At 72.9% G+C, this 26,079-nt stretch carries 23 protein-coding genes, 4 tRNA genes and 1 pseudogene; 16 read left to right on the forward strand and 12 right to left on the reverse strand.

Annotated features, from left to right (window positions below):
* Positions 1-79: 79 nt before the first annotated feature.
* The gene (locus LX15_RS10115) at positions 80-436 is read left to right on the forward strand and encodes a four-helix bundle copper-binding protein (protein ID WP_253669271.1); all 357 of its coding nucleotides are present in this window, start codon (positions 80-82) and stop codon (positions 434-436) included.
* Positions 437-630: 194 nt separating this feature from the next.
* On the opposite strand, the gene rocD is transcribed toward LX15_RS10115, so the two are convergent.
* On the reverse strand, positions 631-1,869 hold the full coding sequence (gene rocD / locus LX15_RS10120) for an ornithine--oxo-acid transaminase (RefSeq protein ID WP_253669272.1): 1,239 nt from the start codon (positions 1,867-1,869) through the stop codon (positions 631-633).
* A 142-nt stretch (positions 1,870-2,011) separates the two neighbouring features.
* On the opposite strand from rocD, the gene LX15_RS10125 reads away from it, so the two are divergent.
* The 12 genes and pseudogenes from LX15_RS10125 to rsmI form a co-directional block, all read left to right on the forward strand.
* A complete protein-coding gene (locus LX15_RS10125) occupies positions 2,012-2,923 on the forward strand; it encodes a PPK2 family polyphosphate kinase (RefSeq protein ID WP_253669273.1) in 912 nt (303 codons plus the stop codon).
* Positions 2,924-3,010: 87 nt separating this feature from the next.
* Positions 3,011-4,051, forward strand: coding sequence for a lactonase family protein (locus tag LX15_RS10130; protein WP_253669274.1), 1,041 nt, complete (start codon positions 3,011-3,013; stop codon positions 4,049-4,051).
* Between the two features lie 78 nt (positions 4,052-4,129).
* Positions 4,130-4,966, forward strand: coding sequence for an SGNH/GDSL hydrolase family protein (locus tag LX15_RS10135; RefSeq protein WP_253669275.1), 837 nt, complete (start codon positions 4,130-4,132; stop codon positions 4,964-4,966).
* 242 nt (positions 4,967-5,208) lie between these two features.
* Positions 5,209-6,231, forward strand: a complete 1,023-nt coding sequence (locus tag LX15_RS10140; RefSeq protein WP_253669276.1) for a M64 family metallopeptidase — start codon at positions 5,209-5,211, stop codon at positions 6,229-6,231.
* A 49-nt stretch (positions 6,232-6,280) separates the two neighbouring features.
* Positions 6,281-6,664 carry a hypothetical protein gene (locus tag LX15_RS10145; protein ID WP_253669277.1) on the forward strand — a complete coding sequence of 128 codons (384 nt, stop codon included), beginning with the start codon at positions 6,281-6,283 and terminating at the stop codon, positions 6,662-6,664.
* A 384-nt stretch (positions 6,665-7,048) separates the two neighbouring features.
* Positions 7,049-7,885: an NmrA family NAD(P)-binding protein gene (locus tag LX15_RS10150; protein WP_253669278.1), complete on the forward strand. Its 837-nt coding sequence runs from the start codon at positions 7,049-7,051 to the stop codon at positions 7,883-7,885.
* Positions 7,886-8,302: 417 nt separating this feature from the next.
* Positions 8,303-9,997 (forward strand): ABC transporter substrate-binding protein, encoded by a 1,695-nt coding sequence (locus tag LX15_RS10155; protein ID WP_253669279.1) that lies wholly within the window; start codon positions 8,303-8,305, stop codon positions 9,995-9,997.
* A gap of 67 nt (positions 9,998-10,064) precedes the next feature.
* Positions 10,065-11,036 carry an ABC transporter permease gene (locus tag LX15_RS33065; RefSeq protein WP_253669280.1) on the forward strand — a complete coding sequence of 324 codons (972 nt, stop codon included), beginning with the start codon at positions 10,065-10,067 and terminating at the stop codon, positions 11,034-11,036.
* A 3-nt stretch (positions 11,037-11,039) separates the two neighbouring features.
* On the forward strand, positions 11,040-12,032 hold the full coding sequence (locus LX15_RS10165) for an ABC transporter permease (protein WP_253669281.1): 993 nt from the start codon (positions 11,040-11,042) through the stop codon (positions 12,030-12,032).
* Entirely contained in the window at positions 12,029-13,804 is a 1,776-nt protein-coding gene (locus tag LX15_RS10170) for an ABC transporter ATP-binding protein (RefSeq protein WP_253669282.1), read from the forward strand. Before LX15_RS10165 ends, LX15_RS10170 begins: the two co-directional genes overlap by 4 nt.
* A gap of 93 nt (positions 13,805-13,897) precedes the next feature.
* Positions 13,898-14,743, forward strand: a complete 846-nt coding sequence (locus LX15_RS10175) for an Rmt family 16S rRNA (guanine(1405)-N(7))-methyltransferase (protein ID WP_253669283.1) — start codon at positions 13,898-13,900, stop codon at positions 14,741-14,743.
* A gap of 74 nt (positions 14,744-14,817) precedes the next feature.
* Positions 14,818-15,510: pseudogene (rsmI, locus tag LX15_RS10180) on the forward strand (16S rRNA (cytidine(1402)-2'-O)-methyltransferase); the annotation flags it as partial.
* A gap of 266 nt (positions 15,511-15,776) precedes the next feature.
* Here the strand turns inward: rsmI and infA are convergent.
* From infA to LX15_RS10225, 8 genes are all read right to left on the reverse strand, one after another.
* The gene (gene infA, locus LX15_RS10185; RefSeq protein ID WP_253669284.1) at positions 15,777-15,998 is read right to left on the reverse strand and encodes a translation initiation factor IF-1; all 222 of its coding nucleotides are present in this window, start codon (positions 15,996-15,998) and stop codon (positions 15,777-15,779) included.
* Between the two features lie 242 nt (positions 15,999-16,240).
* Positions 16,241-16,813 (reverse strand): acyl-CoA thioesterase, encoded by a 573-nt coding sequence (locus tag LX15_RS32380; RefSeq protein WP_301304345.1) that lies wholly within the window; start codon positions 16,811-16,813, stop codon positions 16,241-16,243.
* Between the two features lie 332 nt (positions 16,814-17,145).
* Positions 17,146-18,117, reverse strand: coding sequence for an ABC transporter substrate-binding protein (locus LX15_RS10200; RefSeq protein WP_253669285.1), 972 nt, complete (start codon positions 18,115-18,117; stop codon positions 17,146-17,148).
* A 322-nt stretch (positions 18,118-18,439) separates the two neighbouring features.
* Positions 18,440-19,468: an adenosine deaminase gene (add, locus tag LX15_RS10205; protein WP_253669286.1), complete on the reverse strand. Its 1,029-nt coding sequence runs from the start codon at positions 19,466-19,468 to the stop codon at positions 18,440-18,442.
* 373 nt (positions 19,469-19,841) lie between these two features.
* Positions 19,842-19,916, reverse strand: a tRNA-Val gene (locus LX15_RS10210).
* Position 19,917: 1 nt separating this feature from the next.
* Positions 19,918-19,989: transfer RNA gene (locus LX15_RS10215), tRNA-Cys, on the reverse strand.
* 51 nt (positions 19,990-20,040) lie between these two features.
* Positions 20,041-20,113: transfer RNA gene (locus LX15_RS10220), tRNA-Gly, on the reverse strand.
* A gap of 163 nt (positions 20,114-20,276) precedes the next feature.
* The gene (locus LX15_RS10225; protein ID WP_073485779.1) at positions 20,277-20,702 is read right to left on the reverse strand and encodes an SsgA family sporulation/cell division regulator; all 426 of its coding nucleotides are present in this window, start codon (positions 20,700-20,702) and stop codon (positions 20,277-20,279) included.
* Between the two features lie 438 nt (positions 20,703-21,140).
* Between LX15_RS10225 and LX15_RS10230 the strand changes: the two genes are divergently transcribed.
* The 3 genes from LX15_RS10230 (at position 21,141) to LX15_RS10240 (ending at position 22,799) form a co-directional block, all read left to right on the forward strand.
* The gene (locus LX15_RS10230; RefSeq protein WP_253669287.1) at positions 21,141-21,662 is read left to right on the forward strand and encodes a TIGR02611 family protein; all 522 of its coding nucleotides are present in this window, start codon (positions 21,141-21,143) and stop codon (positions 21,660-21,662) included.
* A 78-nt stretch (positions 21,663-21,740) separates the two neighbouring features.
* A tRNA-Val gene (locus LX15_RS10235) sits at positions 21,741-21,812 on the forward strand.
* Between the two features lie 513 nt (positions 21,813-22,325).
* Positions 22,326-22,799 carry a hypothetical protein gene (locus tag LX15_RS10240; RefSeq protein ID WP_253669288.1) on the forward strand — a complete coding sequence of 158 codons (474 nt, stop codon included), beginning with the start codon at positions 22,326-22,328 and terminating at the stop codon, positions 22,797-22,799.
* Positions 22,800-22,971: 172 nt separating this feature from the next.
* On the opposite strand, the gene LX15_RS10245 is transcribed toward LX15_RS10240, so the two are convergent.
* The 3 genes from LX15_RS10245 to LX15_RS10255 all read right to left on the reverse strand — a co-directional run bounded on the left by LX15_RS10245 (position 22,972) and on the right by LX15_RS10255 (position 26,041).
* On the reverse strand, positions 22,972-23,607 hold the full coding sequence (locus LX15_RS10245) for a hypothetical protein (RefSeq protein WP_253669289.1): 636 nt from the start codon (positions 23,605-23,607) through the stop codon (positions 22,972-22,974).
* Positions 23,608-23,695: 88 nt separating this feature from the next.
* Entirely contained in the window at positions 23,696-24,328 is a 633-nt protein-coding gene (locus LX15_RS10250) for a DinB family protein (RefSeq protein ID WP_253669290.1), read from the reverse strand.
* 60 nt (positions 24,329-24,388) lie between these two features.
* Positions 24,389-26,041 (reverse strand): sensor histidine kinase, encoded by a 1,653-nt coding sequence (locus LX15_RS10255; RefSeq protein WP_253669291.1) that lies wholly within the window; start codon positions 26,039-26,041, stop codon positions 24,389-24,391.
* Between the last annotated feature and the right edge of the window lie 38 nt (positions 26,042-26,079).

Below are 26,079 nucleotides of genomic sequence, written 5' to 3' on the forward strand. Positions count from 1 at the left end.
TGCACGGGGTGGCATTCGTCCGGGCGACGGCGTCGACTGGGAGACGACGCCGGGACCCGATCCGACCGAGGAGGTCGTGATGACGCGGATGACGGGTGCGATCTCCGACCAGACGCGTCGGTGCGTCGACACGTGCGACGAGTGCCACCGGACGTGCGAGCACACCATCGACCACGCGCTCCGGCAGGGCGGGGTGATGGTCGAGCGCGGTGTCATGTCCACCCTGATGGACTGCGCCGACGTCTGCCGGCTCGCCGCGGACATGATGATGCGGCAGTCCCCCATGGCCAGCACCGTCTGCATGATCTGCGCCGAGGTCTGCCGGGCCTGCGCGGACGCGTGTTCGCGCTTCGACGACGAGGTGACGCGGGCGTGCGCCGAGACCTGCCACCGCTGCGCCGAGTCGTGCACGGAGATGGCCGGCATGCGGATGTGAGCGCCGGCCCCGGCGCCGCCGACCGTCGGGGCGGGGCGCCCACCCGGGCAGGCCCCGCCCTCCCACGGTCGCATCGGTGGCGTCAGAACTCCCGAACGCCCCGCTGCCCGCGTGAGCGCCAGGAGGACGACGCGAACACCGACAACACCGCGAACACCGCGAACACCGCTGCCGTCGGGGACGCGCGGAACGCCTCAGGCGCGGAGGACCTCGGCGATCGCGTCGACGCCCCGGTCCAGCTCCTCCCTGGTGATCACCAGCGGCGGCGCGACCCGCAGCGTGGTCTCGTGCGTCTCCTTGCACAGCACGCCCCGCTCGGCCAGCGCCTCCGAGGCCGCCCGGCCGCTCGGCCCACCCGGCGCGATCTCCACGCCGGCCCACAGCCCCCGGCCCCGCACCTCGGCCACGCCGTCGCCGACCAGCTCGCCCAGCCGGGAGTGCAGGTGCGCGCCCAGCTCCCTGGACCGCTCCTGGAACTCGCCGGTGGCGAGCAGCCGCACCACGGCCCGCCCGACCGCGCAGGCCAGCGGGTTGCCCCCGAAGGTGGAGCCGTGCTCGCCGGGCCGCAGCACGCCGAGCACGTCGCCCCGGCCCACGACGGCCGACACCGGCATGATCCCGCCGCCCAGGGCCTTGCCCAGGGTGTACAGGTCGGCCCGGACGCCCTCGTGGTCCAGCGCCAGCAGGTCGCCGGTGCGGGCCAGGCCCGACTGGATCTCGTCGGCGATCAGCAGGACGTTGTTGTCGTCGCAGACCCGGCGCACCGCCCTGAGGTAGCCCAGCGGCGGGACCACGACGCCGGCCTCGCCCTGGATCGGCTCCACGAGCACGGCGGCGGTGTGCTCGGTGATCGCCGCCTCCAGCGCCTGCACGTCGCCGTACTTGACGACGGTGAAGCCCGGCGTGAACGGGCCGAAGTCGGCGCGCGCCGTGCTGTCCGTAGAGAAGGACACGATCGTCGTGGTGCGCCCGTGGAAGTTCGAGCCGGCGACCACGATCTGGGCGGCGTCCTCGGGAACGCCCTTGACCCGGTAGGCCCACTTGCGGGCCACCTTGATCGCCGACTCCACGGCCTCGGCCCCGGAGTTCATCGGCAGCACCATCTCGGTGCCGGTCAGCTCGGCCAGCTCGCGGCAGAACAGGCCGAGCTGGTCGTGGTGGAAGGCCCTGCTGGTCAGCGTCACGCGGCCGAGCTGCTCGACGGCGGCGGCGACCAGCTCCGGGTGCCGGTGCCCGAAGTTGAGCGCGGAGTATCCGGACAGGAAGTCGAGGTACCGGCGCCCGGCGACGTCGGTCACCCATGCGCCCTCGGCGTGCGCGATGACGACGGGCAACGGGTGGTAGTTGTGCGTGCTCCACTGCTCGTCGAGCGCGACGTAGTCGGCGGCCGTCGAGGGCGCGCCGGGGGCGGGACGGTCGTCGGTCACGGTCATGCGGCAAGGCTAAGGGCGGCCCGCTGGCGGAATCATCCGTCAGGCGTTGCTTGTGCCCGCTGATCGTTGCGTAGTTCGCTCGTTCGAGCGTGATCCGTTGTGGGAGCGGCGGGTTTGACCGCATGCGGCTACCCTCGCGCGAATGGGCAGTGGCGCCTCCTCCGCCCAGGTGCTCCACGTCCTGCGCGTGAGCCCGGACACGGCGGACCCGGCCGCGTGGGACCCCCGCGCGACGCCGGTGGGTCCCCGGTCCAAGGCGGCGGCGCGGGGGTGTCGGTCGGCGGTCGCGCGCCGGTTGGGCCGGCTCCAGGAGGCGCTGTACGCGGAGGGCGTGCGGGGAGGCCGCCGGAGCCTGCTGCTGGTGTTGCAGGGCATGGACACCGCCGGCAAGGGCGGGACCGTGCGGCACGTCGCCGGCCTGCTCAACCCGCTGGGGCTGCGCATCGCGTCGTTCGGCAGGCCCACCGAGGAGGAGCTGGGCCACCACTTCCTGTGGCGGATCCGGCGGGAGCTGCCCCCGCCGGGCCGGATCGGCGTGTTCGACCGGTCGCACTACGAGGACGTGCTGGTGGCCCGGGTCGAGGGCCTGGTGCCCGAGCACGTCTGGCGCGCCCGGTTCGACGAGATCAACGACTTCGAGTCCGAGCTGGCCGACCAGGGGGTCACGCTCGTCAAGTGCTTCCTGCACGTGTCGCCGGAGGAGCAGCGGGAGCGGCTGCTGGCCCGGTTGGACCGCCCGACCAAGCGGTGGAAGTACCACCCGGACGACCTCGCGGTTCGCGCGCGGTGGGACGACTACCAGCGGGCCTACGCCGACGTCCTGCTCCGGTGCTCGACCCCCGCCGCGCCCTGGTACGTGGTGCCCTCCGACCGGAAGTGGTACCGCGACTGGGTCGTCGCCCGGCTGCTGCTGGCGACGCTGGAGCGGATGGCGCCGAGGTTCCCTGAACCGGACTTCGACGTGGCCGAGGAGCGCGCGCGGCTCCTCTCCGCCGACCCGTGGCGGGGCGGGCGTCCGTCCACAGAGGACAACGGGCCCGCCGGGGGCGGGTAGGGGCCGCCGCCGCTCACCCGTCCGGCCCAGCCGGCCCGTCCCGCCGGCCGGGGGACAACGGGCGGGGAGCTGGGCAGAATGACGATCATGACGCGTGCCTACCTCGGCTCCTACACGTCGGGGGACTCCCGGGGCGGCGGCCTGTCGCTGCTCGCCGTCGACCAGGCCGGCGGCCGGCTGTCCGACCACGGTCTCCTCGACGTCGGGCCGAACCCCTCGTTCCTCGCGCTCGCCCCCGCCGGCGACGTCCTCTACGTCGTCAACGAGGAGGCGGAGGGCACGGTGGGTGCGGTGCGGCTGGACGGCGGGCGGCCGGCCGTGGTGAACCACCAGCCCAGCCTCGGCGGCCACCCCTGCCACCTGAGCGCGCACCCCGGTGGCGGCCACGTGTTCACGGCGAACTACTCGACGGGCAGCGTGGTCGTGCACCCGGTCCGGCCCGACGGCGGGCTGGCCGAGCCGTCGGACCTGGTCCGGCACACGGGTTCCGGGCCAGACCCTGACCGGCAGGAGGGGCCGCACGCGCACCAGGTCCTGGCCGACCCGACGGGGCGGTGGGTGCTCGCGGTCGACCTCGGGATCGACGGTGTCGTCGTCTCGGCCTTCGACGAGCGCGCGGGACGGCTGCGGCAGCACGAGGTGGTGGCGCTGGCGCCGGGATCGGGGCCGCGTCACCTGGCGTTCCACCCCGACGGCCGCTCCGCCTACGTGCTCGGCGAGCTGGACTCCACGGTCACCGCGTGCTCGTGGGACGCCGAGCGGGGCGAGCTGCGCCCGGGGCAGGTCGTGTCGACGTTGCCGCCGGGGTGGGCGGGGAGGAGCTACCCGGCGGAGATCGTCGTGTCCGCCGACGGGAGGTTCTGCTACGCCTCCAACCGCGGACACGACAGCGTCGCGGTGTTCGCGGTCGAGGAGCGGGGGCGCCGGCTGCGACTGGTGGGCGTCGTCCCCACCGGCGGCGCCTGGCCCCGGCACATCGCCCTGAGCCCGGCGGGCACCCACCTGTACGCGGCGAACGAGCGCTCCGACACGGTCACCTGCTTCCGCGTCGACCGGGACAGCGGCGCGTTGCTGCGGACGGACGCCGTCCTGACGGCGGGCTCACCCGTCTGCCTGGTGTTCGACTAGGCCGGTTACCTCGCGCTTCCGGTTGGACACGGGGCGTGGTAGCTATGAGGCTGATCACACCCCTGCTCGGAGGTTGCCATGCGACCGATCCGTCCCGTCCTCCGTGTCCTGACCACCACCCTGCTCAGCCTCGTCACCGGGGCCGCGGCCGTCCTGGGCGCGTCACCCGCGCTGGCCAGCGCCTCGGTGGACTACGTCGCCCTCGGCGACTCCTACTCGTCCGGCCTCGGCACGCGCGACTACGACAGCGGGAGCGGCGACTGCCTCCGTGGCCCGAAGGCGTATCCCGCGTTGTGGAGCGCGAGCCGCGCCCCCACGACGTTCCGCTTCGCCGCCTGCGCGGGGGCGACCACGGACGACGTGAAGGCGAACCAGCTCGGCGCGTTGAGTTCGGGCACGGACCTGGTCTCGGTGTCGGTCGGGGGCAACGACGCCGGCTTCGGGGACCGGGTGACCACCTGCCAGCTCGGCACGGACGAGGCGTGCGACCAGGCGGTCGACGAGGCCGAGGCCTACGCCCGGAGCACGTTGCCCGCCCGGCTCGACAGCACCTACCAGGCCATCCGGCGGGGCGCGCCCAAGGCGAAGGTGTTCGTGCTCGGGTACCCGCGGCTGTTCGAACTCGGGTCGTGCCCGGTCTTCGGGGCGCTCAGCGAGCCGAAGCGGGTCCGGCTGAACGAGGCGGCCGACCTGCTGGCGCAGGTGATTTCGGCGCGGGCGAAGGCCGCGGGCTTCACCTTCGTGGACGTGCGCCAGCGGTTCGCCGGGCACGGCGTGTGTTCGCGGACCCCGTGGGTCAACGGCCTGAGCTGGCCGATCAACGAGTCGTACCACCCGAACGTCGACGGGCACGCCAAGGGCTACCTGCCCGTGCTGGACAAGGCGATCTCGTCGGTGACCACCACCGCGCGCTGACCCGTCCACGGCCGGCCCGCCGCACCCCCGCTCCCGTCGGCCCGAGCACGGCGCGGTCGCTGCCAGCCGGCGCGGCGGAGGCGGGTGGCCCCGCTGTTGACCCGTTCGGCCGAGTGGCCGGCGAGGCGTGGTGCGGCAGGTTCGGACGCGGGCGCCGGGTGTCCCCGACCGGCGGCGACGCCGCTCGGGGACACCGTCGCGGCAGGGGCGCCCGTGGAGCAACGCGTGAGGGGAGACCGCGCATGGTCGGTGGCTCGGTTCGATTACGGATTCTCGCGGCGGCGGTGTCGGTCGTGGGCGCGCTGTCGCTCATGGCGCCGGCGGGCCATGCGGCCCCACCGCCCGCGCCCAGCCCAGCGCCGCTCGGGCACGAGGTCAGGGAGGTGTTCTCGCCCGACGGGACGATCAGTCGGGTGCGGGTGCCGAAACGGCCGCGGACCATGAGACAGCTCGGCGTCCCGCGCGTCGAGGTGGTGCCGATCCAGCACACCGGCCCGTCCGCCGAACGGTTGGACCTGGTGTTCGTCGGCGACGGCTACACCGAGGCCGACCTCCCGCTCTACCACCGGCACGTGGTCGAGCGGTGGCGTCAGCTCACGGAGGTCGAGCCGTTCAGGACGTTGCGGGACCACGTCAACGTCTGGCAGGTCAACGTCCTCTCGCGACAGTCCGGTGTGGACAATGACCCCACGCCGGGCGTGGCCAGGGACACCGCCATGGACATGGGGTTCTGGTGCGAGGGCATGGAGCGCCTGCTCTGCGTGGACGAGGGCAAGGCCGAGTGGTACGCCTCGGCCGCGCCCGAGGTGGACCACGTCGTCGCGCTGGGCAACTCGACGAAGTACGGCGGGGCCGGCGGGCGGCTCGCCACCTCCTCGGGCGGCAACGAGCAGGCGGGGCAGATCGTGCCGCACGAGCTTGGGCACTCCCTGGGCGGGCTGGCCGACGAGTACGACTACCCCGACGACCTCTACACCGGGCCGGAGCCGGACGCGCCCAACGTCTCGGTGCACGACGCGACGTCCCTGCGGGCGCGTCGGCTGAAGTGGCACCGCTGGATCGGCACCCCCTCGCCCGACGGGAGCGTCGTCGGGGCCTACGAGGGCGCGCACTACCACCGGCGGGGCGTCTACCGGCCGACCGAGAACTCACTGATGCGCTCGCTGGGCAGGCCGTTCAACCTCCCGGGGCGCGAGGCGATGACCGAGGCGATACTCCGGAAGTCCCGGGGCCCGGCGCACGCGGGGACGGCGGCGGCGCGCTGATCCCGCCCGTCGACCCGGTCCCCGCCGAGTCCGGACGCCGGTGGAGGCGGTGGCGGAGATGGACTGGGACGACTGGCACCGCGTCGAGTACCTCCGGCAGGTGCGGGGCGCGTTCTATGCGCAGTACGCGCAGCGGGTGAACGACGCGGGTTTCCACCTCGGGCGCCGGGTCGGCTACGACCCGGCGCCCGACTACACCAAGGTGGTCGCGGACGAGTGGTTCGGGCGGGTCGGCCGGCCGCCCGGTGAACGGTGGCGGGTCCGGGTGTGGCGGTTACCGGACGACGCGGTGGCGCGTCCCGTCTGCGAGATCGAGGTCCTGACCGCGACTCCCGGCCGGCCCACCAACCTGCTCGCGGTGCGGTTCAGCCTCGTCCCGCGCGCGGGGAACCGGGGAAGCGACTCCCACACCCGTCGACGACCCGGAACGTGACGGCCCCTCGATTTGTTTTCCGCTCTCTCCGCCCATTCTGGGAAAGCGGGGCGGGGCGTCCTGCTGGGCTCTCTTCATCGTGGTCGAGCGCGGGTCCTCGCGTCTCCGGCACCTCCTGGTTACGCCGTTCGGACGGCATCCTTTCAGCGCATTATCGCGCCGTGAGCAGGGGTTATGAAGATCAGGCCGGTGGGGTGCGTGTCAACCCACGGCGTCAGGAATTATCGAAGGTGAATTCTTGTGTGCGCGTGCCCGGTTCATGTGGGTAGCGTCGCCGCGGTCGTTCTCCCGCATCGGAAAAGCGCCGAAAAGGCGTTGTTCCGGCATGGGTCGCGTGCGGGAGGGCGACATCGTCGAGCGGACACGAACGAGTGCGGAGGAACCATGACGATCCTGGTCACCGGTGCGACGGGCAGCGTCGGCAGGCACGTGGTCAACCAGCTCCTGGCGGAAGGCCAGCGGGTGCGGGCGCTGACCAGGGACCCGGCCGCGGCGGGGCTGCCGTCCGGGGTCGAGGTGGCGAGGGGCGACCTGCGGAGCCCGGGAACGGTGTCGGACGCGCTCGCCGGCGTGGACCGGATGTACCTCTTCCCCGTGCCCGAGACGGCGCGGGAGGTCGTGGAGCTCGCGGTCGGGGCGGGGGTCCGCCGCATCGTGGTGCTCTCCTCGTCCTCCACGGTCGACCGGCGGAGGACCAACTGGTCGGCGGGGGAGGGGCATCTCGCCGTCGAGCGGGCGGTCGAGGACGCCGGTGTGGAGTGGACGTTCGTGCGGCCGGCCGGCTTCGCCGGCAACGTCCTGGAGTGGGCGCCGTCCATCCGCGCCGAGGGCGTGGTGCGCGCGCCGCACGCCGCCGCCCGGCAGGCCCTGATCCACGAGGCCGACATCGCCGAGGTCGCCACCACGGCGTTGCTGCGGGACGGCCACGCGGGCGGGCGGTACCTGCTGACCGGGTCGGAGGCGATCTCCCGGGTCGAGCAGGCGCGGGCGATCGGGGAGGCGATCGGCCGGCCCGTGCGGTTCGAGGAGATCACGCCGGAGCGGTACCGGGAGCTGGTGGGCCCGTACCTGGGCGACGAGATCGTGGACATGCTCCTCGGGTACTGGGGAGACGCCGTGCACACCCCGGACCGGGTGACGCCGACCGTCGAGGAGGTCCTCGGCCGTCCGCCGCGCGACTTCGCCCAGTGGGCGAGGGACCATGTGGCCGACTTCTCCTGACCCTGCCTGACCAGCGTGTTCGACGCCAGCGAACCCCGCGCCGCGGTGCCCTCCCGCGGCGCGGGGTTCGGAAGTGGAGATCGACTTCTCACGAAGTGAGACGCTCACCCGAAAGGGTGATCACGGCGATTAGGGTTCGGGGCATGGTGTCCCTCGGTCGGCTCTCGATGCCCGACTTCGAGCTCGTGCTGCTCGGCGTGCACACGCTGAGCGTCAGCGACGTCCACTGTCGCTGACCGCGCGGACACACCCTCTCCTCCTCCCTCTTTCTCCTTCCCATCCCGTTCGCGTCGCCCGCGCCGCGTCGCCGTGAGGCGTCCCGGCGCGCCGTGACACGCGCGGCGTCGACCGCTGTCGGCGTCCGCGCGGCGGGCCGTCCGCGTCGCGGGCCGGGAGCCCACCCCAGGAGCGTTCGTCGTGCGAAGAAAGATCGTCCTGTTCGCCGTGGCCGCGGTCGCCGGCTCGGTGAGCGTCGCCTGCGGGGGCGGCGCCACCTCGGCCGCCGGCGCCTTCGACCCCGCCACCTGCCAGGGCGGGACCCTGACCGTGCTCAACCAGCGCGACGAGTCCCACCTCGACCCGGCCCGGCTCTACACCTCCGGCGGCGGCAACATCCCCTCGCTGCTGTTCAGGACGCTGACCACCAGGACCAGGGCCGGCGGGCAGGAGGGCACCAAGGTCGCGCCCGACCTCGCCACGAACACCGGCGAGCCCAGCGACGACGCGAAGACCTGGACCTACCACCTCCGCGACGGGCTGAAGTTCGACGACGGCACGCCGATCACCGCGCAGGACGTCAAGTACGGCATCGAGCGCAGCTTCTCGCCCGAGCTGCCGGGCGGCGCGCCCTACCTGCGGGACTGGCTCGTCGGCGCCGCCGACTACAAGGGCGTCTACGCCCAGCCCGAGGGCATCGCGGCGATCGAGACGCCCGACGAGAAGACCATCGTGTTCCGGCTGCGCAAGCCGCAGGGCGACTTCCCGTACCTGGCGACCGCGACCCAGTTCTCCCCGGTGCCCAAGGCCAGGGACACCGGGACCAACTACGAGAACAAGCCGGTCTCCAGCGGGCCGTACCGGATCGAGAGGTTCGAGAAGAACAAGGAGCTCGTGCTCGCCCGCAACGAGCACTGGTCCCGGTCGCTCGACCCGAACCGGCTGGCCTGCCCGGACCGGGTGGAGATCCACTACGGCCTGAACCCGGCCGTCATCAACCAGCGCATCGCCAGCGGCAGCGGCGCCGACGCCAACGCGGTGACCACCACCGCCCAGCTCGGCCCTGACGAGCTGGCCCGGCTCGACAGCGACCCCGAGCTGGCCAGGCGGGTGGCCAGGGGCAACTTCCCCTACACCTGGTACCTGTCCTACGACACCACCAAGGCCCCGTTCGACAACCCCAAGGTGCGGCAGGCGTTCACGTACGCGGTCAACCGCCAAGCCGTGATCAACGCCGCCGGCGGTAGCTCGTTGGCCTACCCGGCCACCACCTTCCTGCCGGAGCAGGAGGCGATGGGCTTCAAGAAGTACGACTTCTACCCGGCCGGCGAGACCGGCGACCCGGAGAAGGCCAGGCAGCTCCTGGCCGAGGCCGGCTACCCGAACGGCATTGAGGTGACCCTCGCCCACTCCACGCAGAGCGGCGAGGGCGACGGGCCGGAGGTCGCCTCGGCGATCCAGGACGCCTACAAGCGCGCGGGGATCACCGTGAAGCTCCAGGGCATCGACGCCAGCTCCTACTCCACCACCATCGCCAACCCCGCCACCCAGCCCCAGATCGCGTTGTCCGGCTGGGGCGCGGACTGGCCGTCGGGCGGGCCGTTCCTCATCCCGGTGTTCGACGGCAGGCAGATCCTCGCCAGCGGCGGGAACTTCAACCTCGCCCACCACGACGACCCCGAGGTGAACGCCGAGATCGACGAGATCACCCGGATCACCGACCCGAAGCAGGCCGCGAAGCGGTGGGGCGAGCTGGACGAGAAGCTCGGCAGGAAGGCGTTGGTGGTGCCCCTGTTCCACGGCAAGGACGCCGCGCTGTTCGGCAAGAACGTGAAGAACGCGTTCGTCAGCGACTGGACCGGCAAGTACGACCTGTCGGCGCTGTCGGTCAAGTGAGGCGCTCCGGCCGCCCGACCCCGGTCACCGGGGTCGGGCGACCGGTCGAGGGGAGGAGGCGATCGCGGTGAGCGTGCCGGTGGAGACGACGACACGGGCGGGGACGACGGAGGACGGGCCACCGCCGGCGCGGTCGGCGCGCGTGGTGTGGCGCCGCCTGCTGGCGGACCGCCCCGCGGTGTTCGGCCTGGCGTTCGCCGGCCTGGCGGTGCTCGTCGCGCTGACCGCCCCGCTGCTGAGCGCGCTGGAGGGCCAGGACCCGGTCACCTTCCACCCCGAGCTGGTGGACTCCGCGCGCGGCGGCGTGCCGCTCGGGTCGTTCGGCGGCGTCAGCGCCGAGCACTGGCTTGGCGTGGAGCCGCAGACCGGGCGCGACCTGTTCGCGCGGACCGTGCACGGCGCCCAGATCTCGCTGGCGGTCGCGGTCGGCGCGGCCGTCGTGCAGGTGGGGCTGGGCGTGGCGCTCGGCCTCGCGGCCGGGCTGGGCGGGCGCTGGCTCGACCACCTCCTCGGCAGGGTCATCGACCTGGTGATCGCCTTCCCCTCGCTGATCTTCTCGGTGGCGCTGCTGGCCGTCGTGCCCGACTCGTTCCCCCGGCCGCTGCTGCTCATGCTGATCCTGGGCCTGTTCGGCTGGGGCGGCACCGCCAGGATCGTGCGGGCCCAGGTCCTGAGCCTGCGGTCCAGGGACCACGTGGCCGCCGCCCGGCTGGCCGGCGCCCGCCCGGCCAGGGTCGCGTTCCGGGAGATCCTGCCCGGCGTGGTCGCCCCGGTCCTGTCGTACGCGGCGATCCTGTTGCCCTCCAACATGATCGCCGAAGCCGGCCTGTCCTTCCTCGGGGTCGGCGTGCGGCCGCCGACGCCGTCGTGGGGGCAGATGCTGTCCAAGGCCACCACCTGGTTCCGCGGCGACCCGGTCTACGTGCTCGTGCCCGCGATCCTGTTGTTCCTCACCGTGTTGTCGTTCAGCCTGCTCGCCGACGGGCTGCGGACCGCGCTGGACCCGCGCGCGGGCGGCCTCGCGCGCAGGGCGGAGTGAGACGTGCTGTCCTACCTGGTGCGTCGCGTCGTCGGCGCCGTCGTCGTGTTGTTCGTGCTCTCGGTCGCGGTCTTCGCGATCTTCTACCTGCTGCCGGGCGACCCCGCCCAGTTGGTCTGCGGCGTCAAGACCTGCTCCGCCGACCGGCTGGCGCTCGTGCGGCAGAAACTCGGCCTCGACCAGCCGGTCGCCATGCAGTACTGGCAGTTCGTCACCGGCCTGGTGGTCGGGCGGGACGTCAGCGCCGGCCCGACCGTGCTCCACTGCCCCGCGCCCTGCCTCGGGTTCTCGTTCCAGACCGACGAGCCGGTGCTCGCGCTCATCACCGACCGCCTGCCGGTGTCGCTGTCGCTGACCCTCGGCGCGATGGTGCTGTGGCTGACCATCGGCGTCGGTGGCGGCGTGCTCTCGGCGTTGCGCCGGGGGAGGTTCGTCGACAGGGCCACCACGGCCCTGGTGCTGGGCGGCATGTCCGTGCCGGTGTTCGTCTCCGGGCTCCTGCTGCTCATGGTGTTCTGCGTCTGGCTGCGCTGGCTGCCGTTCCCCAGCTACGTGCCCCTGGGCAGCGACCCGGCCGCCTGGGCGGCCAACCTCGTCCTTCCCTGGTTCGCCCTCGCGCTGGTGCAGGCCGCGACGTACGCCCGGCTGACCAGGACCTCCATGCTGGAGACGCTGGCCGAGGACCACATCAGGACGGCCCGCGCCTACGGCCTGCGGGAGAGCCGGGTGGTCGGGCGGCACGCGCTGCGCGGCGCGCTGACCCCGCTGGCGACCATGCTGGCCATCGACGTCGGCGCGGTTCTGACCAGCGCCGCGCTCACCGAGACGCTGTTCGGCCTGCCCGGTCTCGGCCAGCTCCTGGTGCAGTCGGTCAACACGCTCGACCTGCCGGTCGTCGTGGGCCTGATGCTGCTCGCCGGCTTCGCCATCGTGATCGGCAACGTGGTCGCGGACCTGCTGTACGCCGTGTTGGACCGGAGGGTGAGCCTGACATGAGCGCGTCCCAACCGCTGCTCGCGCCCGTCGCGGCCGAGGAGGCGCGGCGGCCCGTCGTCGCCGTCGAGGACCTGCGCATCGCCTTCCCCGGGGAGACCGGGGAGGTCGTGGCCGTCGACGGCCTGTCGTTCACGCTGAGCCCCGGAGCCGCGCTCGGCCTGGTCGGGGAGTCCGGCTCCGGCAAGAGCGCCACCGCCCTGGCGTTGCTCGGGCTGCACCGCGGCTCCTCGGCCAGGGTGAGCGGCCGGGTCGAGGTGGCCGGCGTCGACCTGGGCGCGGCGAGCGCCGAGGAGGTCCGGCGGCTGCGCGGCCGGCGGATCGCCATGATCTTCCAGGACCCGCTGTCCGCGCTCGACCCCTACTACTCGGTGGGCGACCAGATCGCCGAGGTCTGCCGGGTGCACACCGGGATGGACCGGCGCGCCGCGTGGGCCAGGGCCGTCACCGTGCTCGACCGGGTCGGCATCCCCTCGGCGGCGCGGCGGGCCCGGTCCCATCCCCACGAGTTCTCCGGCGGGATGCGGCAGCGCGCGATGATCGCGATGGCCCTCGCCTGCGAGCCGGACGTGCTCGTGGCCGACGAGCCGACCACCGCGCTCGACGTGACCGTGCAGGCCCAGATCCTCGACCTGCTGCACGAGCTGCGCGAGGAGTCCGGGATGGCCCTGCTGCTGGTCACCCACGACCTCGGCGTGGCGGCCGGCAACGTCGACGACGTCCTGGTGATGCACGCGGGGGTGGCGGTCGAGCGCGGCCCGGTCGGCCGGGTGCTCTCCGCCCCGACCGAGCCCTACACCAGGGAGCTGGTCGCGGCGGTCCCCAGGATCGAGACGCCCCGTCGGTCCATTGTGGACACTAAGGGCGTCACTCCTTCGTCTACAGTGGACAAGAATGCCGAGCCCCTGGTGCGGATCACCGAGCTGCGCCGGCACTTCCGCCAGCGCGGCGGGTTGTTCCGCCGCGGCGAGCCGGTGCGCGCGGTCGACGGAGTGAGCCTCGGCGTCCTGCGCGGGGAGACGCTGGGGATCGTCGGCGAGAGCGGCTCGGGCAAGACGACGCTCGCGCGCATGATGGTCCGGCTGCTCGACCCCACCTCGGGCACGATCCACTTCGACGGGCACGACCTGGCGTCGTTGCCGGAGAAGCGCCTGCGCCCGCTGCGGCGCGACCTCCAGATGGTGTTCCAGGACCCGGCGTCCTCGCTCAACCCGCGCCGCACCGTGGGGGACAGCATCGCCGACCCGCTCCGGATCCACGGCGCCGACGAGTCCGAGATCCGCCGCGTCGTCGCGGAGATGATGGAACGGGTCGGCCTCGACCCGGCGCGGCGGGACCGCTACCCGCACGAGTTCTCCGGCGGGCAACGGCAACGCGTCGGCATCGCCCGCGCGCTCGTGCTGCGGCCCCGACTCCTGGTCTGCGACGAACCGGTGTCCGCGTTGGACGTCTCCACCCAGAGCCGCGTGGTGCGGCTGCTGGCCGACCTCAAGCGGGAGTTCGACCTGACGCTGGTGTTCGTGGCCCACGACCTCGCCCTGGTCCGCCAGGTCAGCGACCGGGTCGCGGTGATGCGGGCCGGGCAGGTCGTGGAGATCGCCGACTCCGACACGCTCTACGAGAACCCCGAGCACCCGTACACGCGGGCCCTGCTGGCCGCCGTGCCGCGCCTCGACCCCGAGCAGGCGCGGGCGCAACGCGCCGCCCGGCGGGCCGTCGCCGTGGCGGACGCCGACCACGCGGGGACGTCCGAGGGAGCGGGCGAGCCTCGCTAGGCTGGACGGGCAGTGGAGCGGGCGGCGGGCGCCCGGCCCGCGCCGCGCCCGAACAGGTCGCGGCGGGCGTCAGCGAGCGGAGAGGACCCTGTGATGCCGCACCCGGCTCCCGGACCCGGCGATCCCGAGGACCCGAGGCTGGCGGAGGTCGTCGACGCGGTCCGGTCCAGCAGGCGCTACCAGAGCGTCGCGCCCGAAACCGTGCGCCGGCTGGCCACGAGCGCCCTGGTGGCCAGCCGCGGCGACCTCGCGGAGGCGGTCAAGCGCACCAAGCGCGGGCTGCACGAGATCTTCGGCGCCTACCTGCCCAGCCCGCCCAAGTACGACGCCCTCCTCCGCCAGCTCAGGGGGGCGGTCGACGCCGGCGACGACGAGGCCGTGCGGGCCACCCTGCACCGCGCCATGTCCACGCACGCCTCCACCCGCGAGCGGCTGCCCATCCTCGACGAGTTCTACCGCGAGGTCTTCGCCCGGTGCGCCGACCCGGCCAGCGTGCGTGACCTGGCCTGCGGGATGAACCCGCTCGCCGCGCCGTGGATGCCCGGCTCGGACGCGTTCACCTACCACGCGTCCGACATCGACACCCGGCTCATGGAGTTCCTCGACGCCGCCCTGGAGACGCTCGGGGTCGCGCACGACGTCCGGGTGCGCGACCTGATGACCGGGGTCGGCGAGGTCGAGACCGACGTGACGCTGCTGCTCAAGACCGTGCCCTGCATCGAGGCGCAGGGGAGGGGGCAGGGCTGGGACCTCATCGACGCGATCCGCTCGCCGCTGGTCGTGGTGAGTTTCCCGACGAAGTCCCTCGGCCAGCGTTCCAAGGGGATGTTCAACACCTACTCGGCGAATTTCGACGCCTGGCTGGAGAACCGGCCGCACGACGTCGAGCAGCTCGAATTCAGGAACGAACTGGTCTATTTCGTGCGGAAGAACGCGTGAGGAAACGCCGCGCGTGGTGCGCGTGGCCCCGTCGTCGCGTCGGTGTCCCCTCGCCGCCGCACTAGACTCCTGGCGTGGGTTCCCCCGTCGACTCCGGCCGGTTGGTCCTGGCCGCCACGCCCCTCGGTGACTTCCGGGACGCCTCGCCCCGGCTGGTCGAGATGCTGGCCACCGCCGACGTCGTCGCGGCGGAGGACACCCGGCACCTGCGCACCCTGACCGGCGTCCTCGGCGTGACGCCCACCGGGCGCGTGGTCAGCTTCTACGACGCCGTCGAGGCGGCGCGGGTGCCCGGCCTGGTCGCCGCCATGCGGTCGGGCGCGACCGTGTTGCTGGTGACCGACGCGGGCATGCCCAGCGTCTCCGACCCCGGCTACCGGCTGGTGGCCGCCTGCGTGGCCGAGGACCTCCCCGTGACCTGCCTGCCCGGCCCGTCGGCCGTGCTCACCGCGTTGGCGGTGGCCGGCTTCCCCGGCAGGCGGTTCTGCTTCGACGGGTTCCCGCCCCGCAAGGCGGGGCCGCGCCGGCGGTGGTTCGCCGCCTTGGCGGGGGAGACCAGGACGTGCGTGTTCTTCGAGTCGCCGCACCGTCTCGCCGAGAGCCTCGCGGACGCGGCCGAGGTGCTCGGCCCCGACCGCAAAGCCGTGGTCTGCAAGGACCTGACGAAGAAGCGGTACGAGGACGTGCGGAGGGGGACGCTGCCCGAACTCGCGGCGTGGGCGGCGGAGGGCGTGCGGGGCGAGTTCACGGTGGTGCTGGCCGGCGCGTGAGGCGCGCCCGCCGCCCCGCGTCCCGCTCTCGGTCAGGTTCTCGACCGGCGAAGCCCCGCCGTGCCCACACCCGGCGTTGTGCTCACACCCGTGCCGCTCGGCGGTCGCCGTCTCTCCGGAGCCGCCGTGCTCGTGGGGCGTCCCGGCCGACCCGGGCGGGCGACGGGTCGGTGTGTGCCACCGGGACGGGAGAGGCGGGCGACCGGAGGGGTCGGGCGGTCACGGCGTGGGGCGGTCACAAGCTGGGGCGGGGGAGCGCCCCGTCACTTGTAGCGGTAGACGATGCGGCCGCGGCTCAGGTCGTAGGGCGACAGCTCGACGACGACCCGGTCCTCCAACAGGATCCGGATGTAGTTCTTGCGCATCTTTCCGCTGATGTGCGCGAGGACGGTGTGCCCGTTCTGGAGCTCCACCCGGAACATGGCGTTGGGCAGCGCCTCGATCACCCGTCCCTCGACCTCGACGGACCCTTCCTTCTTTCCCATTACCCGCCTTCTCCTTCCGTTGGCCGACGGGGCGGTCCCGTTTTGCGGCGCCGACTTCGTGGACTTCGGGGCGCTGTGGGCCAAATCGCATTGTACCGCCCGGGTGTCGAACGGCGCGGTTGTTGTCCGTCGCACGCCGGCGCGCCGATTCCAGCCGCCACGCCCTTCGGCGCGTCGGCCGCCCTGGGTCGGACCGCCGGGGGACGGACCGCCGGGGCCGGGCCGACGCGCCGGGCGGGCGCTCAACCGGCGGCCTCCGCCGCCTCGTGGTCGGCGCGGGAGAGCTGGATGGCACGACGCCGGGCCAGCCGGTGCGTGCGCCGGATCTCCGCCTCCCGGAACCGGCGGTGGTCCTCGGCGGTCTCCGGGCGGACCGGGGGAACGGGCCGGGGCCGGCCCTCCGGGTCGATCGCCACGAACGTGAGGTAGGCGCTGGCGACGTGGTGGGCCGGCGTGGACTCGTTCCACCGCTCGGCCAGCACCCGCACGCCGATCTCCATCGAGGTGCGGCCCGTCCAGTTGACCTGCGCGTGGGCGTGCAACAGGTCACCGACCCGCGCCGGGACCAGGAAGGTCAGCTCGTCGACGGCGGCGGTGACCGCCGGACCGCCGCTGTGCCGGCCGGCCACGGCCGCCGCGGCGTCGTCGACCAGCTTCATCACGACCCCGCCGTGCCCGGTGCCGTACAGGTTGGCGTCCTGCGGCGACACGATGTGTGACAGCGTCGTGCGGGACGCCGAGGAGGGTTTCGGCTCCAGCGTCGTGGTCTCGTCCTCCGGTGTGACGCCGGCGGGGGCGTCGGGCAGTGGGGCCATGGCCTGTCCTTCCTCACGCGTGCCTGAGCACGTCCGCGGCCGGCGCGGGGTGACACACCTGTCGGCCCCCGCGGCCCTCGGCCCGTTCCGCCGGCCACGGACCACCACGCGTCGTCCGACACGTGGGCCACCGGCAGATCCTCGCCGCGCGCGGACCGGAACTCCCCGTGCTGGACGGGAATCCGGCGGCCTCGTGGCCGTCGCTGTCCTGGCGATCCGGTGACGCCACCCAGCATAGGCACGCCCTCGGCCCCCGGCCCCGAGGCGGACGCGCGGGAGGGGGCGGCCGACGTGTGACGTCGACCGCCCCCTCCTCGCGGCGGGAGCCGTGATCAGCAGCTCTTGCGGTAGAAGTACTTGCTGTTCTGGTCCATGGTGTCCCGGGTGATCGGTACCACGTCGACCTTGATCTCGCCCTTGGTCGGCTTCTTCTCGACGGCGGCGACCACCTGCTGCACGCCCTGACGTCCGATGCCGGCCGGGTCCTGGGCGATGAGCGCCTGCACGACGCCGGCGCGCAGGTCCTCCACCTGCTGCGGGCTGGCGTCGAAGCCGACCAGCTTGACCTGGCCCACCTTGTTCGCCGCCCGCAGCGCCGCCGCGGCGCCCTCCGTGGTGTTGAGGTTCGTCGTGAAGATCCCGGCGAGGTCGGGGGTCTCGGTCAGCGCCTGCGTCACGATCCGCGCGGCCTTGGCCGGGTCGTTGTCGGTGTACTTCTTCCCGAGGTAGTTGATCTTCGAGTTGGCGGAGGCGACCTCGGCGAAGCCCTTCTCCCTGGCGTTGGTGCTGGAGGTGTCCAGGGTGGTGTCGAGCACCAGGACCTTCCCCCTGCCGCCGACGAGCTGGATCAGCGTCTCGGCGGCCTTGCGCCCGCCCTGCGCGTTGTCCGAGGCGACCCGGGACGCCGACACCCCGCTGGCGATCACGGCGGTGTCCACCTCCACGACCTTCGTCCCGTTGCGGTCGAGGTCCTTCAGCGGCGCGATGAGCTTGCGCTCGTCGGTCGGCGCGATGACCACCGCCGCCGCCTTGTCCTTCCTGGCGTCCTCGACGAGGGGGGACTGGAGGTCGGCGTCGAACTTCGCGGGGGCCTTGGCCACGAACTCGTACCCGAGCGCGGCGGCCTCCTCCTTCGCCCCGCACTCCATCGTCACGTAGAAGGGCTCGTCCTTCACTCCGGGCAGGAAGTACAGCTTCGGCTTGCCGCCGCTGCCCGCCTCAACGCCGCCGCCGCCGCACGCCGTCAACACGCTCGCCGTCGCCAGCGCCGCGACAACCGCGTGCGCCCGTCTACCCGCCGCCATCCACGTACCTCCTCGTGCGCCGCGGCGTCCTGGATTCGGGGGAGTGAACACCGCGCGGCCCCGGTGTCGGTGGACCGGGAACAGGGGGCGTCGGACCCTCCGGCCGGGCACCGGACACGCGGGCTGGGATTCAACTCACGTCCCCGGTCCGCGTCAATGGTCGAAACGGAGTCCACGGTGGACTGTCGAGGCCGCCCTCGGCAGTGACCTCCGTCATGCGCGCGAGGGCGTGACCAGCCCTGGCGCGCCCGCGTTCCCCCGTCAGGCCGCGCCGACGGGCAGTGGTTCAGACCACTAGGGAGCCGGCGGGATGTAACAAAGCTCACCCGGCGTCGAGGTCCGGCCCCCGCCCCGCGAGCCATGCGTCCACTGTGGACAGCATCGCGACCCTGAGCGGCTCGGGAGCCGAGGACGAGCGGATGCCGTCCCCGGCCACGGCGGCGAGTCGCTGGTCCGACAGGCCCAACGCCGTCCGGCAGATCTCGTACTGGCCGAGCAGCCCGACGCCGAACAGCAACGGGTCGTCGGCGGCCAGCGCCACGGGCACACCGGCGTCGAGCAGGGTCGCGACCGGGACGTCCGCCAGCTCGTGCACCCCGAAGGGCGGGTAGGAGGTCGGGCACACCTCCAACGCGACCCGCCGCTCGGCGAGCAGGGCGAGCGTGGCGGGATCCGACGCCGCGGACGTGCCGTGCCCGACGCGGGCCGCGCCGAGCACCTCCACGCACTCGCGCACGTGCGCGGGACCGGTGAAGAACCCGGAGTGCGGCGTGCCGAGCAGGCCGGCCTCGGCGGCGATCCGGAAGGCGCGCGCGAAGTCCGAGGGGCGTCCCAGCCGCTCGTCGTTGGACAGCCCGAAACCCACCACGCCCGCGCCCGCGTACTCGGCGGCCAGCGCCGCCAACCGCTCCGCGTGCGCGGCGGGGCGTGCCCAGCTCGACGAGACGATCACCCCGGTCGGCACGGGCGCCTCGGCCGCGCCCGCGAGCACGGCCTCCAGCACGGCCCGGGTCCCGCCCAGCAGGGGCGCGTACGCCGTCGGGTCGACCTGGATCTCCAGCCACCCGCACCCGTCCTCGGCGTCGGCCGCCGCGGCCTCCACCACGACCCTGCGGAGGTCCTCCGCCGTGCGGAGGACGGCCCTGGCCGCGTCGTACAGCTCCTGGAAGCGCGCCCAGCCCTGGATCTCGGGGTCGCTGGGCAGGCGGGGATCGGGCAGTCCGTGCCGTTCCGCCAGCTCACGGAGGGTCGCCGGGCGCAGCGAGCCCGCGAGGTGCAGGTGGAGGTGCGCCTTCGGCAGCGCCCGGAGGTCCCGAGGCGGGCGCGAGTTCGTCCGCTGCGTGTCGCCCATCACGTCCCCGTCGGTCGACTGGCTCGCGTCGCCTCATGGTCCCACGGGTGTGACGCCCGACACGTTCCGCCGGGTGGGCGGGCCGGAGGGGTGCGGCCGTCACCCCGCCGTCCCGCCCTCTGTCACAGCTCTCACAAAAAAGAGGTCCGAAAGGTTCGAGGAAATGTCGGGAACGCGATCGCCCGCCGCCCGGTGAGGGTTGTACGGACAGTAATGAGAGAATCGCGAAGCGTGGTGGTGAAAACGCGACGCGTCCGCCTGGGAAATGGTGGAGAACTCGCGTGGGGAAAGAGACCGGGCGCGGCGGCCGTCGACCCGACCCAGGACATGACCAAGGGCCCCGGACGCGCTGCGTCCGGGGCCCTGGGGTGGGTGGTGGGCGATACTGGGATTGAACCAGTGACCTCTACCGTGTCAAGGTAGCGCTCTCCCACTGAGCTAATCGCCCGAGGCGGAGGCGGGAATCGAACCCGCGTACAGGGCTTTGCAGGCCCTTGCCTAAGCCACTCGGCCACTCCGCCGTTTCCCCGGGTCTCCCCGAGGAGACCGGCCCGGTAGAGTGGGCCGCTCAGAGCGGACGACGGGACTCGAACCCGCGACCCTCACCTTGGCAAGGTGATGCGCTACCAACTGCGCTACGTCCGCACGCTCCGGCTGGCCGACCGTTCCGCTCCTGGTCGCCGGGAGGTTCTCCCGACTTCCGCTTCGCTTCCCGGCCCGTTCGCCGTGCTGCGAGCGAAACTTTAGCCGACGCTGCGAGCCGGGATCAAATCGGGGTCCCCTCGCAGCGCCGGGGCCGGGCGTTTCCTCAGGTCAGGTCGTTGGAGAGCAGGTGGGTGAGGGCCTCGTCGATGTCCACCCAGAGGTTCTCGTTGCCCGGCACGACGACGTCATAGGTGCGGTCGAGGAACTCCGCGAGCTCCTGGGCCGAGGCCTCGAAGACCGCGTGACCGGACGGCGAGCTGAGTTCGATCACCACGACCTCGGGGTCGTCCACCGCGGGACGGATCCGGACGTCGCCCTGGCCGGCCTCGGCGATGAGGCCGTCGGCCAGCAGGTCGCGGGCGAACACCCACTCCACCCACCCGGCGCGGCCGGTGCGGAAGGCCGCGACGACGGCGTACGGGTCGCGGGTGTCGTAGCGGAGCTCCACCTGGACCGGAACTGCGGGGGTCCGGGGCGCCAGTAGGTCGAAAACCGCCGCAGAGCGGAGTGTCACGTGTTCGTTGCGCATTGTGATCGCCTTTCCTGCTCCTTCCCGGCCAGGAAACGACCGAGCTCCACAGTTGTGACGCGGATGTGGCGCTCAACGCTCGCTTGCGACGCATAGATCACCCATACGGGTCAGCGTTATTCCGCTGGGCGACGAGTGCGCTGCTGTGCGTGTTCAGGGTCCGCCGTCAATTCCGTTACCAGACCAGCGTGACCCCGAGCACATCCGAACGCGAACGCTGCGCGCGAGGAATCCCCGTGCGGTGGACCCCCGGACGGGTCTCCCCGTGCTCGGTCGCCGGGTGGCCGAACAACCCGGCTTCGGGCAGCGACAACCACCGTACGCTGGAGGAACGGGGAGTCGGAGGCGCTGTGAGCGCGGTCGCGCGTGACGGTGGTCGCCGCACACGCCGGACCCGCGGACCCGCCCGCCACGAGCACGGGAGGACGGTTGGGCGCCATGCCCGAACGCCAAGGCCAACAACCCGACGACGTCCGGCATTCCCCGAGGGAGATCCCGCCCCCGACCGCGACGGAGCGTGACGAAACGGACGGGTCGGGCGACGTGCTCGACGAGGTGGCCGACCAGCTCGGCTTCCGCGACCGGCTGCGGCGCGACCCCACCCTCCGGCTCGTCTACCGCGCGGGCGTCGGCGTGGTCGGCGGGCTCGTCCTGGCCGTCGGCGTCGTCGCGATCCCCTACCCGGGGCCGGGCTGGCTGATCGTCTTCGCCGGGTTGGCGATCCTGGCCACCGAGTTCCGTTGGGCCGCCCGGGTCCTCCGCCACGCGCGCGCCCGCTACGACGCCTGGACGGGCTGGCTGCGTCGCCAGCACGTCCTCACCCGGTTCCTCGTGACCGGCGCCACCGGGGTCGTCGTCATGGGGACCCTCTGGCTGCTGAACGTGTTCGGCCTGGTCGCGGGCCTGCTCCGGGTCGACCTGCCCTGGCTGGCCACCCCGATTTCGTCTTTCAGGGACTGATCCTGTATGTTTCTCCTGCCGGCGGGGAACGGCGGGACGCGAGAGCGCCCGACCACCTGCGGCGACAACACAAGACCCGGGCGATTAGCTCAGCGGGAGAGCGCTTCGTTCACACCGAAGAGGTCACTGGTTCGATCCCAGTATCGCCCACCGAAGGCCAAGGCCCCGGACGCTCCGCGTCCGGGGCCTTCGGTCATGATGTTGAGGGGTCGAGCCCCCATGCCCCCCGGTGCGAGTTCCTCACCCTGGTGGGGCTGGTCACGTTTTCCTGTGACCAACGCACTTCCGGGCCCTGAACCCCGCGCTTCGCTGTGGGCTCCGACACTTTCTCGCCCTCGTCACCCGGGCCCAGTGCCATCCGTGAGCCTCGTCGTGGAGAGGGCGTCATCGCTCGGTCTGGCGTGGCCACCATGTCGCGGACAGCACGGCTTGTCGTAGTCAGCACCTCTGCCGTGATGAGCCCTGATCTGTGGCGGCGTTTACGTGATGCGAAGGGTCTGCCGCCCATGACCAACGGCGTGGCCCCGGATGCCTTGCCTCGTCAGCGGAAGATCTCTGCCGAGGCAGATGCGCAGGGTTTCCTCGGTTGGCCGGTAAGCAGGGCGTGTTCGCTGTCGCCCCCGGGGGTTGGCTCTGTCCGGCAGCCAGGCGGACGAACCGCCGGTGCGTGGGCACGCCGTGTACGGCGTGTGGTTGGACTGGGGCCTGCTGTACGTCGGACAGACCAGCGAGGCGGAACGGCGGCTGCGGGACCTGGCGGTGGGGGAGAGCCACCACCTGGCGAACACCTTCCCGCCCGAGATCTGGCACCGCGTCGTGGTCGTGGCCTGGCCCCGCCTCCCGGAAGCCGGCCCCCTGGTCGAGCGGTTCGGGGCGGACGAGGTCGGCCTGGGGCTGGAGCACCGCCTCCAGTCCTGGCTCGAGCCCCTGGCGAACGGCTCCCGTCGCAGGCCGGACGGAGGGTGGCGGGAGGTCGACTGGGCGACGAGCCGGTCGAGGGGCGCACGCGTCGGCCGACAGATCGACAGCTTGTTCGAGGCCGTGCGGCGCGTCTGGCGTGAGGCGTCCGAGGCGGGGAGCAGCACTGCGTCCGAGGTGTACCGGGTGGTGTTCCCCGGGGAGCTTCTGCCGACCTGACGGACGGCCCGGGCAGGGTGCGCCTGCTGAGCGGTGGCGCGTTCTGGCGGGCGGGAGTCGCACCTGCTCCAGGGCGAGAGGTGTTGGTCACACGAGTGGGGCGTGGCGAGGGCCAGGCGGAGGAAGGGACCCGGCCCTCGCCACGTCAGGTGGTGAACTCAGGTGGACGTGGTCACGCCACCGCGGCGGAGGACCAGTGGGTGACGTAGGCCGCCGCCTCGCCGTCGATCCAGGCGTCGAGCTTGGCGCGGTTCACCCGCGCCGGCAGCCGGTGGTGCCGGCGCCGCCGGACGTCGATCACGAGGGGCTCCGCGCCCGGCAACAGGACGTCCCGGTGGCGTTCCATCAATCGGAGCGCCACGGACGCGCCGTCCCTGGTGAGCGGGCGTTCCTTGACGTACAGGAACACCACGTGGGTGCTGCCGTCCCGCTCCCGCAGGCCGAGGTGGGGCGTGATCCCGAGGTCCAGCTCGCCCCGGCGCCACCGGGTCGAGCCGACCGGCACGACCTCGGGCTTCCACCGCCGGACGCACTCCAGCCAGCCCTCGGCGACCGCCTCGTAATGCGGGCGCTGCGCCGGCCGGGCCGCCTCGACCACGGGCGCCAGCGCCGCGTGGTCGTCGTTGCTGGCCCTGCCGGCCCTGATCGCGTTGATGATGCGGGGGTAGAAGGAGAGCCCGAACACGGTGGGGTTGTCGTACAACCGCCGCTGCTGCATGACGGTCGTGATGCGCATGGACCCCGTGCCGACGCTGTAGTCGACGAAGCTCCCCAGCGAGATCCTGACCAATGCCGACGTGGTCGCCACTGTTGCCTCCCCGGGCCTGGACGCGCACTCCCTGTGCACCCCGGCCACACCAGGGACAGTAGCCGCCACCCCTGACAATTTTCGCTGGTCAGGACCGCTTTTCGTGAATTGACGGCCGCTCGTCGGGCGGCTCGCCGTACCAGCGCCACGAGGCGCGCCGAGGGACGCCGGGAAGCGCCGTCCGACCCGTGCACCACAGCAGCAGCGGCCACGGCTCCGGGTGCTCCGGCGCGTCCGGGAACAGCCGCCCGACCAGGCGTCGGCACACCCCGGCTGGTGGCTCCAGCCGCACACCGAGCCCGGAGGCGAGATCCGCCCCGTGGACCAACACCTCTGCCGCGCCCATCGCCGCGTAGCCCTCGGCGTCCGCCGTGCCCCACGGGTGGTAGGCGCGCAGGTCGGCCGGCGCGCAGCGGATCGCCGAGGCGAGCAGCCGTCCCCCGGCCCTGACCAGGCCGAGCAGTTGGGACGGGGAGGCGTCGGCGTCGACCACCACCCGGAACGGGAGGTACCCCTCCCGCATCGTCCCTCCGACCTGGGCCGCGTAGCCGAACATGTCATCGACCAGGTGCTCCGCCGTCGCGCGGCAGTCCCACTCCAGATCGCCGGCGGGGACGCCCCAGTCGGCGGTGCTGGCGGTGTCGGCCACCGGGCGGAGCGCCGTCACGACCAGCTCGACGGCGGTCTCCAGATCGTCGGGAGTGAACGGGTCGCGAGCCATGCTTCCTCCACAGCCGGCGGGCGGGAACCACCTGGCCACCGGGGTCACCAGCTCACCGCGTCATTCGGAGGCTCGCACGATCTCCTTGTGCGCGACCCGCCCGTCCCGGAAGCACACGCGGTAGAACACGATCTCCTGGTTCTTCACCGGCTCGTCGGCCGCCTTGTAGTGCGCGCACCGCACGCCCACCGGAAGCGGCGAACCCGCCTGCCGGGCCTGCGGCCACAGCTCCGCGGCGTCGTTGGGCAACGGTTCGAGTTCGTTCTCCGGCTGGCCGACCGCGATCCGGTCATAGGTGGAACGGACCATCGCGATGTTGTCCCACTCCTGGCTGGCCGCGACCAGGAACATCACGAAGCACGCGAACACCACCAGGAGCGTCCCGGCGATGGCCCAGAGCAACCCGGTGGTGCTCGCCCGGGGAAGGTCCGGCGGAGCCGGGGCGGGGACCTCCGGCTCCCGTCCGTGCGGCAGCGGGCTCGCCGCCCGCACGGGTTCGGCGTCGGCCGGCGGCTGCTCGGGCAGCGTGGCCTCGACCACGAACCCGCCGTCCGCGGTCGGTCGCGAGGTCAGCTCGCCGCCCGCCACCGCCACCCGCTCCCGCAGGCCGATCAGCCCCTGCCCCCCGCTGCTCACGCCGTCAGGGGTCGGACCGGTCGGCGCGGTGTTGGCCACCGCGACGCGCAGCCCGGAGGACAGGAACTCGACGACAACCCGCACCCGTGCGCCCGGCGCGTACTTGTGCGCGTTGGTCAGCCCCTCCTGCAACACCCGGAAGGCCGCCTGCTCGGTGAGCGCCGGCAGCGTCCTCCGCCGACCCACCCGCTCCACCAGCACGTCCATCCCGGCCTGCCGGGAGCGCGTCACCAGCTCGTCGACGTCGGCCAGGGTCTGCGCCGCGCCCCGCTCCGCGTCGCCCTCCTGCGTCAGCACGCCGATGATCTGCCGGAGCTCCTGCATCGCCGACTGGGTCGCCTCGCGCAGCACCCGCACCGCCCGCATCTGCTGTTCGGGCAGCGCCGCCGTCATCTCCAGCGCCCCGGCGTGCAGCGACACCAGGGTGAGCTGGTGGCCGAGGCTGTCGTGCATGTCACGCGCGATCCGGGTGCGTTCCCGCAGCCGCGCCTGCTCGGCCACGACGACGCGTTCCCGCTCCAGGTGCGCGTTCCGCTCCCGCAGGGCGTCGACCAGCGCTCGGCGCTGCGCGCGGTAGCGCCCCATCAGCGCCGGCAACACCACGGCCATCACGAGGAACGCCACCGCGATGAACAGCACGGTCCGGCTGCCCTCGAAGGAGACGGCGGCGGAGGTGATCTGGCACGCCATGACGCCGCCGACCGCCAGGAGCAGACGCCACCAGCGGGTGACGCGATAGCCGGCCCCGTAGCTGGCGACGACGATCAGCACGGCTGCCGTGCCGGCGGACAGCAGGGACAGTGCCCCGGTGGCGAGCAACGCGAAGGCGGGGAACCGCAGCCGCAGCAGGGTGAGGACGAGCGTGAGCGGCAGGGCCACCGCGAACGCCAACCACGAGGTCTCCCCGTCGACGAGCCCGAACAGCGCGCCGGGGCCGAGCACCATGGCCAGCACGAACAGCTCGTAGAACAGGCGGCGGCGGGGGATCGGCCTCGGCGGGACCAACGAGCGGAGGAACCACGACAGCCAGGCCCGCGCCTGTCTGCTGCGAACGACTGTGGACGGAACACCGGGCACCTCAAGACGGTAGCCCGCGCGTCGCGGCGTTTCGCCCG

This window comes from Streptoalloteichus tenebrarius, assembly GCF_024171885.1.
GTDB classification, from domain to species: domain Bacteria; phylum Actinomycetota; class Actinomycetes; order Mycobacteriales; family Pseudonocardiaceae; genus Streptoalloteichus; species Streptoalloteichus tenebrarius.

Coding starts and splice junctions, on each gene's coding strand:
- LX15_RS10175 (WP_253669283.1), top strand. CDS start 13,898: ATGCCGCACCCGGCTCCCGGACCCGGCGATCCCGAGGACCCGAGGCTG.
- LX15_RS10250 (WP_253669290.1), bottom strand. CDS start 24,328: ATGGCTCGCGACCCGTTCACTCCCGACGATCTGGAGACCGCCGTCGAG.
- infA (WP_253669284.1), bottom strand. CDS start 15,998: ATGGGAAAGAAGGAAGGGTCCGTCGAGGTCGAGGGACGGGTGATCGAG.
- LX15_RS10140 (WP_253669276.1), top strand. CDS start 5,209: ATGGTCGGTGGCTCGGTTCGATTACGGATTCTCGCGGCGGCGGTGTCG.
- LX15_RS10130 (WP_253669274.1), top strand. CDS start 3,011: ATGACGCGTGCCTACCTCGGCTCCTACACGTCGGGGGACTCCCGGGGC.
- LX15_RS10115 (WP_253669271.1), top strand. CDS start 80: ATGACGCGGATGACGGGTGCGATCTCCGACCAGACGCGTCGGTGCGTC.
- LX15_RS10125 (WP_253669273.1), top strand. CDS start 2,012: ATGGGCAGTGGCGCCTCCTCCGCCCAGGTGCTCCACGTCCTGCGCGTG.
- LX15_RS10200 (WP_253669285.1), bottom strand. CDS start 18,117: ATGGCGGCGGGTAGACGGGCGCACGCGGTTGTCGCGGCGCTGGCGACG.
- LX15_RS10150 (WP_253669278.1), top strand. CDS start 7,049: ATGACGATCCTGGTCACCGGTGCGACGGGCAGCGTCGGCAGGCACGTG.
- LX15_RS10230 (WP_253669287.1), top strand. CDS start 21,141: ATGCCCGAACGCCAAGGCCAACAACCCGACGACGTCCGGCATTCCCCG.
- LX15_RS32380 (WP_301304345.1), bottom strand. CDS start 16,813: ATGGCCCCACTGCCCGACGCCCCCGCCGGCGTCACACCGGAGGACGAG.
- LX15_RS10170 (WP_253669282.1), top strand. CDS start 12,029: ATGAGCGCGTCCCAACCGCTGCTCGCGCCCGTCGCGGCCGAGGAGGCG.
- LX15_RS10225 (WP_073485779.1), bottom strand. CDS start 20,702: ATGCGCAACGAACACGTGACACTCCGCTCTGCGGCGGTTTTCGACCTA.
- add (WP_253669286.1), bottom strand. CDS start 19,468: ATGGGCGACACGCAGCGGACGAACTCGCGCCCGCCTCGGGACCTCCGG.
- rocD (WP_253669272.1), bottom strand. CDS start 1,869: ATGACCGTGACCGACGACCGTCCCGCCCCCGGCGCGCCCTCGACGGCC.
- LX15_RS10135 (WP_253669275.1), top strand. CDS start 4,130: ATGCGACCGATCCGTCCCGTCCTCCGTGTCCTGACCACCACCCTGCTC.